This window comes from Gemmiger sp. An120 (genome assembly GCF_002160955.1).
Classification (GTDB): domain Bacteria; phylum Bacillota; class Clostridia; order Oscillospirales; family Ruminococcaceae; genus Gemmiger_A; species Gemmiger_A avium.
This window is the reverse complement of sequence record NZ_NFLN01000009.1, coordinates 127977-136137: the sequence shown is the minus strand read 5'-3', so window position 1 is coordinate 136137 and position 8161 is coordinate 127977. Positions and strand designations below refer to the sequence as shown.

The window sequence follows — 8161 nt, the reverse complement described above, 5'->3', positions numbered from 1 at the left end:
TGCTGCACCTCGTCCGGATTGGCCTTGGCCCAGGCGTTGTCCTTACGGGTGGTGTAGTAGGTGGAGTAGATCTTGGCGCCGGTCTTGGTCAGCTCGGCGGGGAACTCGGTGCCGTCGCAATCGCGGATTGCGTCAGCGCCCCACTGTTCCAGCACTTCCAGGGTCTGAGGCACCACGTCCAGATCGGTGGGGATGGTTACGCGGCCCTTTTTCAAATCATCTTTCATAGGTTGAACCCACCTTATTATATATGTATATATAGGAGTTTGTTATTCCGCCGGCGTCTGGTACGCACCAATGGACGGCGGATTGGGAACGGTGTTCCCGTAAAAATCCAGCAGCTGCGGCCCGGTTGCCACACCGGCGCCGATTGCCGGGCTGCTTTTCTGCAGGCGGTATCCCGCCAGCGTATCCAGCGCAGGGCCCAGGGTAGTGCCGGTCTTTCCGGTTCCGGGGGCCTGCATACAGGGATCAGCCGTCAGGTTGTTCTGCCCGTTTTCCGGCGCATTCTGGTAGCCCCAGAACAGATTGTTGCTGTACTCGGTTACATCTGTGTACCAGTTTTCCTGCCGCGGCTGGTTTCCGGCATAATAGACCAGGTTGTTTTTCAGCACCATGGGGCCTACGCCGTCGCTGTTGGTGTCGATAAACGGCACGCCTTCCTTTATATAAAAGGTATTGTTGTACACCTGCGCCACCGGGCTGCTGGCCGGCAGCAGGATCGCCCGGCCATCGTTCTGGCTGATGTTGTAGCGGAAGATGGTGTTCACCGCCTCCTCGCCGCATACCATCAGGCAGCCGCCCTCGTTGTCGTGGCTGTAGTTGTACTGGTAGATCGTGCCGTCGCCCCAGTCCGCGTCAAAGGCCTGGCCATCCTGGTTTTCACCATTGTGGTACCGGGTATTGAACACCTCGTTGAACTGGAACAATGCGTTTTTGCACTTCCAGGGCCAGACGGCAGCGGCAACGCGCCCGAAGTCGCTTTCTGCATAGTCCCGCTTGTTGATCTGGCGGCCTGCCCCGTCGGAAACATTCTGTTCAATCAGCGGGCGGTCGCAGTACATGGTGGTAATGGAATCGCCGCCGGCATCCTTGACGAAGTTGCGGCGGATTACCACCCGGCTGGCCCCATACCGGGCCACGACCTCATCCGGGATCTCCTTGGTAAGGAAATGCCCGCAATAGGCGGTGTATGCCACGGCAATACCCCAGCGGTTCACGTCTTCCAGATAGCAGCGTTCCACACACACGTCGTCAAACCGGGCAATCCCGGTTTTTTCCTCATCGGCAGGCATGAAAGCAGTAAAATAGATGCCGCCGTTGTTCATGTGCTTATTGTACACATTGCCGTGCACATGGCAGACGGTCAGGTTGCTCAGATAGATATGGCTGAGGGTACCGCCATTTTGCGCCACTACGGCCACGCCGGTGCGGTCCATACGGTTCAGATCGTTGTACGCAGAGTCCTGCTCTTCCCCGCCGTTGGTAATGGACAGATCGGAGATTTCAATACCCGCGCAGTCGTACAGAAGCACGGCGCTGGAAACATACCCGGCATTTTTATGGGCGGGATTGTCCAGGGGAACACCGTAGTCCTGGTACCATCTTCCCTGCCCGTTGGTACGGATCTCCGGCTGTGCCCCCTTTCCGTATGCCGAGATACGGATGGGGTTGTCGGCGGTTGCTCGGAGATCATACAGATGCAGATAGTCGTTTTCAAACAGGCTGCCGCGCTCCAGCAGAATACTGTCGCCGGGCGCCAGCGGCTTGCGGCTGACTGCCTGCAGGCTGCGCAATGCACTTTGCGGGGAAAGACCGCTGTTGGCATCGCTGCCTTCACGGCTGCTGACATAGTAGGTCGTTGCGTTCCGGCCTGGTTTCCGCTGCTGTGCAGCCGACATATTCATCATACTCATTACGTCCTATTCGTTTTCTTTGGGGTGGGTTATCAAATGCTGAACTGATGGCACAGCGTATTGGCGGTAACAATCTCGCCATACGCCTCCCGCCCCGGTGTGTGTCCGTCCTGTGACAGAATGCCCTGGTACGGCAGGAAAGGTTCTTCCAGTTCGGAAAGGCTCTCGATGCGGCCGGTATTGTACAACTCGATCCGTTTGCGCAGCGCCTTGCAGCGCGCCGCAATTCCGCCCAGGCGAAGGTCCAGGATCTCCATACCCTGGCCTTTACGTTCCTGGGACCAGACCTCCACAGTCTGCTGATGGAGCTGTTCGACCCGGGTTTCCATCTCGGACAAAAGGGCGGCGGCAGCTGTCAACGCCCGTTTTTTGCCGCCGCGGCCGCTCTGCATGGCGCCCGCGGTTTGCAGTGCCGCAGCGGCGGTACAGCGGGCGGACAATACCTGTGCCAGGCACTGATACAGCCGCAGAATCCGCTGCATCCCCTCGCTGCGGGTATGCTGCGCGTGCGCTGCATACTGCGCGGACAGATCTTCGTAATAGGCTGCCAGGCCGTCCGGATCACTGGTGAGAACGGGCTGGAACAGCTCGCTTGCCATATCCCCGTAGAGAAGCAGCTTATGAGGGATCAGCGCTTCCAGGTTTTCCTGCGGCATACCCGGGATGAGATCCATCTTTTCCATCAGTTCATAGGCCGCCAGCGGAAGATCGCTGAAAAGCCGGCAGAACGGATCGGTTTGCCTTGGTACCGCCGACCCGAACCGGAGCAGGCCATACAGCGCCAGACCGGGCAGGACGGTTGCCAGCGGCGTTTCGTCGCCGTCATCCCCCCACAGGGTCACCAGGATATTCTGTACGCCCTGCTGGTGGCAGGCTTCGGCAGCCGCAATGCTGTCCTGAAAGCTTTTGGTAAAATTGGGTACCCAGCCGCCCCATTTCCAAACGCCGCCGGCAAAGGCCATTTTCAAATTGCCGCGGCGCCGGATCTGTTCTTCGTACTCCTCTTTGGAGTCATGGTAGTAATCCCAGTAAACAAAGGTCAGGTTATCGGGATAGCGGGCGGCTTCCTCGGCCGATACCGGGGCGCTGCTGCCATAGTAATTCATCAGGGGCGTACGGTCACGGAACAGCATATCGTCCCAGATCATAGGCTGCATCCCGTATTTGTCGCAAAGGCGGCAGACCGTGTGCAGATGCTCCATCAGTATATCCCGATGGTTCCGATAGCCGTTGCTGCGGAGATACCGGCCTGTTCCCAGACTGACTGCCTCATCCATACCCAGATGGATGCGGCGGCTATGAAATGTTTTGCTGAAGTGGGCAATCATCGCCTCCACCAGCGCCTCGGTTTCCGGGTGGCCCACCATCAGGTTGTCGATGGTGTCCCGCATGGGCTGCATATACCCCCATCGGATCGCCGTGCGCAGATGTGCCAGCGTCTGGATGCAGGGAATCAGCTCGATGCCGACGGACTGGGCGAACTGATCCAGTTCTTTCTGCTCGGCCACGCTGTAACGGCCCCGCCGGTATCCGAAGTAGGGGTATCCGGGCAGTTCATAGGTGTCTTCCATGTACAGGTAGCAGGCGGTATAGCCCATCATGGCCAGCTGGCACAGGAATGTTTTCAGCGCGGGCAGCGTATAGACCGCATTGCGGGACACGTCCAGCATGGCAGCCAGTTCGGAAAAGCGGGGTTCCAGTGTTTCGGCCGCTTTGTCGTTCTGGGTCAGGCCGCGGCCAATCAGCATCAGAGCTTCGCCGGCATCCCGGCAGACAATATGCAGACACCCCTTTTCTTTTTTCCAGCCGGGCAGCTGGTCGGGCGAAGATGCCCACTTTACTTCCACGGTCAATTCCGGTTCCCGGCTGTACAGGTGCAGATGCTCGCACACAATGTCCAGCAAGTGCCGCAGTTTGGGGTCTGCTGTATGAAATATCATGCGTGTGTAACCTCTCTGCAGCAGAAAATCAGCCCTTGACGCCGCCTGCCGTGATACCGCTGATAATGGTTTTGGACAGGCACAGGAACAAAATCAGAGTGGGCAGGAACACAATAACCACCGCGGCAAACAAGCCGCCCCAGTCGCCGGTGTACTGCATGGCGGTCAGTACGCTTTTCAGGCCAGGGCCGACCGACATGTTCTTTTCCGAAGAGGCAAAGATCAGCGAGAGGAAGTACTCGTTCCAGATGTTCATGAAGTTGAAGATACCCACCGTCACAATGCCCGGCTGCGCCAGAGGCAGCATGATCCTCCAGAAGGTCTTCATCGGAGGGCAGCCGTCGATGGCGGCAGCTTCTTCATATACGCTGGACAGCGAAGCAAAGAAGCTGATCAGGAAGGTGGTGGTATAGGGAATCTGCATGCCGATATAGATCACGATCAGCACAAACTTGGAACCGGTCAGATTTGCCTGGGTGGCCAGCGAGAACAGCGGCAGAATGATCATGATCTGGGGCAGGCTCATGGCCGTGATAAAGCCGTTGCGCACCAGCTTGTTGCCCACAAACACATAGCGGCCCAGCACATAGGCGGCCGGCGCACTGATCGCCAGCGAACCCACCATGGTGCAGAAAGCATAGAGCAGCGAGTTCATGAAGAACACCGAAATGTTGTTGGCAGTCCAGGCTTTGGCATAGTTTTCAAAATGAAAGCCCGTAGCAAATTTAAGGGTTTCACCCCGCATGATTTCCGGCGAGGTGGACAGGCTTGCCGCTACGATCCAGGCAAGCATACCAATGGTAAACAGGCACCAGAGGCCGACTACCAGATGGCCCGGCAGCATCCGGAACTGTTTTTTGGTTTCCAACGTTGAAGCACCCAGTTTTCTCATCATTCGTTTACCTCCCTCACACCTCAACGTCATCATCCTTGATCAGGAAGTTGATCAGGAAGAAAATGACCAGCACGGTGGCCGCCATCAGCACACCCACTGCAGCGCCCATTGCTGCGTTGCGGAATGTGTTGCCCTGGGTACCGAAAGTAATGTTGTACATATAAACAAAGGGCGTGGTGGTGCTCAGCTCACTGGCAAGCGGCGCGCTCCACATCTGGCTCCACACGAAGAAGCCCACAACACCGATCGACCAGAAGGTCAGACAGGTCTTGAACACACCGCGCAGCAGCGGCAGGGTGATGCGGGTAAACTGTTTGATCTTGCTGGCACCGTCAATGGTGGCCGCCTCGTACATATCCGGCGAGAGCCGCTCGATGCCGCCCATAAAGATCAGCATATAATAGCCCACCGAGCCAAAGCAGAATGCCACCAGCAACGACCAGAACTTGATGGAGCCGCTCATGTAGTCCGTTTTGGCCAGGTCAGAACCGAAGAACGAGAAGAAGTTATGCAGGAATCCGAACCGCTTGTTGAAGATAGCGGTGATCCACATGGTGGCCATAGCTACCGCGTTGATAATATTGGGAATGTAGATGACCGTTTTGTAGAAGGTCTTGCCTGCCAGGCCGTTGGTAAGGATTGCCGCAAAAAGCAGCGAGACCAGCATGACGGCAATCCCGCCGTACACCCAGATCTTCAGCATGTTTTTCATGGAATCCAGAAAAATCGGGGTCTGCAGCAGGGTAGTATAGTTTTCCAGGCCGATGAACTTCCAGGTATTGAACGCGTCGCTGACGCCTTCCACCTGGAAAAAGCTCATGGCAATCGTACGCAGAACCGGGTACAGGAAGATCAGCACAAACATGAACAGTGCCGGCGCCAAAAAGCATACGATCATTTTTTTGTCTTTTTTCAACCGAATTACCCCTTTCTTATGCTTTGGGGGGATGCCCCGCCGAAAAAAGGGGAGCTCTTATCTCCTGAAAGAGCTCCCCTTTGCGTCCCACAACTGCACGGATCAGGATCGCTTCGTGGGTAAGCGCTTTATTTGGCTATGCAGATTACAGGTCAGACAGGGCATCGATGAAGCCGGTAGCGTCAATCTCCTGCTTGCACAGCTGGTTGATCGCTTCCTGGATGTAATCCTTGTAGTTGCCGTTCTCCTGCAGGCCAACCGCCCACAGATAGGACTTGGTCATTTCCTTGAAGTAGGGTTCAGCCCCGGACACGGCCTGCGGCCACTCGGTGTTGGCGGTATCGGCAGGGATGGAAGAAACAGCCTGGGCCATCTTCAGATCGGTTTCGCCGGTAACCACGGTCTTGATGAAGTCAAAAGCTTCCTGCTTGTATTCACTGGTTTCCACGATCGCATAGCCCTGCGCGCCGACCATGGCGGCCTCTACGCCGTCCACGCCGCCTTCCACAGCGGGCCAGGGGAAGAAGCCCCATTCGATCTCAGCGCCGGTGTTCTGCACAACCTCGTTGGGAACCCAGGACGCCTGCAGCAGCATGGCGGTTTCGCCGTAGCCCAGCTCGTTCTGGCCGTCCGGATAGTTGGCGGGCGCGTACTCAGACATATAGCCGTTGGCGAACAGGGTGTGGATATCCTCGGCAGCCTTCTTGGCTTCGGGAACCTCGGCCCACTTGGTGTTGTTGATCAGATCCAGAACGCCGTCCTGACCCAGGTAGCGGGCCAGCTGATAGCCCACCAGCAGCGCGGTGCCGTCGCCCTGGTCACAGGTCATGGGGTTCACGCCGCTGGCTTTCAGGGCTTCGCAGACATCCAGCAGTTCGTCAAAGGTGGCGGGCACCTTCTCGATGCCGGCGGCCTCGAACATGGCCTTGTTATACCACACGCCGGAGGTGTAGGGCTGGTAGGGAATAACCTTCAGAGCGCCGTCATTGTAGCTCTTGGCGGTTTCCACCAGAACGGGCAGCATGTGCTCTTCCAGACCGGCTTCCTCCACCATCTGGGTAACATCCGCGGCGTACTTGCTGGCGGTGTTGGAGATGAACACATAGTCCTGGTCAAAGATGTCGATCTTCTCGCCGGCGTCCAGCGCGGGAGCGATCAGGTTCTTTACATCGCGGCCCTTCCACTCGATGTTGATCTTGATACCGGTAGCGGCCTCGTAGGCGTCAGCGGCCTCCTGGATCACCTTGGCCTGGCCTTCGGTGGAGTTCCACATCGACCAGTAGGTCAGGGTCTTGCCGGACGAAGCGGCCTGGCTGCCGGACTCGCCAGCCGGAGTGCTGCTGCCGGTGCCGGTACCGCCACAGGCGGTCAGCATCATACCCACGGCGCAGACCCCGCACAGGGCTCTCAGAAGCTTGCTTTTTTTCATGTTGTTCCTCCATTTCTCTTTTGCACTCCGCCCTCACGGTGCGGAATACAGCCTGAGTGCTGTTTCTCTTCACAGCCTCCTTACAGCGTTCATTCTACCCTATTGTTTTGCCCCCGGGAATATGGTATATTGACAATATCGTTATACAAATTTCACTTTTTCGTTTTTGGGGAGGGCGCTGCGCGCGTAACGGGTGAAGCTATGTATGATCTGTTCGAGTTGGATAATGCCGTGGCGGAGGATGGGCTGCAGCTGCTGTATGTGACCAGTTTCCGCTACGAAAAGCGCTGGATCGGAACCCGGCACGCCCACTCATTTCTGGAGATTTTCTTCTGTGTGAGCGGTGACTGCGAATTTTTTGTGCGGGATTCCAACTTTACGCTGCATCCCTATGAATTTGTTCTGATCAATCCGGATACCGAACATGTGGAACGGGCCATCCCGGAATCACCGGTGGAGTGGGTGGTGCTGGGTATCAAGGGCGGCCATTCCAATCTGCCCACCGATTCCAACGGATACTATCACGGTTCCTTTGCTTCGGACAGCAAGAACATGGTGCAGCTGCTGACCCTGCTGATCAGCGAACTGCAGAACAAAAACGAGCAGTATTCCGGTGCGGCACTGCGGATTGCGCAGCTTATTATGATTCATCTGTCCCGTATCACCGGCCGAGCCATTGAGCCGGAGGTAAGTTCGGACAATCGGATGCAGAGCAGCATCGCCTGGGTCAAGCAGTACATAGATGACAACTACACCTCTCCCCTGAGTCTGGAAATGTTGTCGGACAAAGTAGGGCTGAACCGGTACGGCCTCATCCGGGAGTTCAAGAAGCGCTACGCCGTGAGCCCCATTGAGTACATGTTGTCCTGCCGGTTCCGGGATGCAAAATTTCTGCTGGAAACCACCGACCGCAGCATTGTCAGCATCAGCGGGAATCTGGGCTTCAACAGCGGCAACTACTTTTCCCAGAGTTTTCAAAAGCGGTTCGGGATGTCCCCCTCTGCCTATCGTGCCAAACATTCCACCACATAAAGCAAACAAAACCGCCCTTTCCGGGCCCGGATC

At 56.8% G+C, this 8161-nt stretch carries 7 protein-coding genes; 1 reads left to right on the top strand and 6 read right to left on the bottom strand.

The window, feature by feature from the left end:
• The 6 genes from B5E65_RS09375 to B5E65_RS09350 all read right to left on the bottom strand — a co-directional run.
• On the bottom strand, positions 1-227 hold a 227-nt coding region (locus B5E65_RS09375; protein ID WP_275532865.1), incomplete at its 3' end, for a 1,3-beta-galactosyl-N-acetylhexosamine phosphorylase N-terminal domain-containing protein.
• Between the two features lie 42 nt (positions 228-269).
• Positions 270-1910 (bottom strand): right-handed parallel beta-helix repeat-containing protein, encoded by a 1641-nt coding sequence (locus tag B5E65_RS09370; protein ID WP_206406296.1) that lies wholly within the window; start codon positions 1908-1910, stop codon positions 270-272.
• A 38-nt stretch (positions 1911-1948) separates the two neighbouring features.
• The gene (locus tag B5E65_RS09365) at positions 1949-3856 is read right to left on the bottom strand and encodes a beta-N-acetylhexosaminidase (protein ID WP_087171505.1); all 1908 of its coding nucleotides are present in this window, start codon (positions 3854-3856) and stop codon (positions 1949-1951) included.
• Positions 3857-3884: 28 nt separating this feature from the next.
• Positions 3885-4751, bottom strand: a complete 867-nt coding sequence (locus tag B5E65_RS09360) for a carbohydrate ABC transporter permease (protein WP_087171504.1) — start codon at positions 4749-4751, stop codon at positions 3885-3887.
• A gap of 13 nt (positions 4752-4764) precedes the next feature.
• Positions 4765-5667 carry a carbohydrate ABC transporter permease gene (locus tag B5E65_RS09355; RefSeq protein ID WP_087171503.1) on the bottom strand — a complete coding sequence of 301 codons (903 nt, stop codon included), beginning with the start codon at positions 5665-5667 and terminating at the stop codon, positions 4765-4767.
• Between the two features lie 145 nt (positions 5668-5812).
• Positions 5813-7096 (bottom strand): ABC transporter substrate-binding protein, encoded by a 1284-nt coding sequence (locus B5E65_RS09350; RefSeq protein ID WP_087171502.1) that lies wholly within the window; start codon positions 7094-7096, stop codon positions 5813-5815.
• A gap of 201 nt (positions 7097-7297) precedes the next feature.
• Here B5E65_RS09350 and B5E65_RS09345 point away from each other — a divergent pair, with 201 nt between their 5' ends.
• The gene (locus tag B5E65_RS09345; protein WP_087171501.1) at positions 7298-8128 is read left to right on the top strand and encodes an AraC family transcriptional regulator; all 831 of its coding nucleotides are present in this window, start codon (positions 7298-7300) and stop codon (positions 8126-8128) included.
• Positions 8129-8161: the final 33 nt, after the last annotated feature.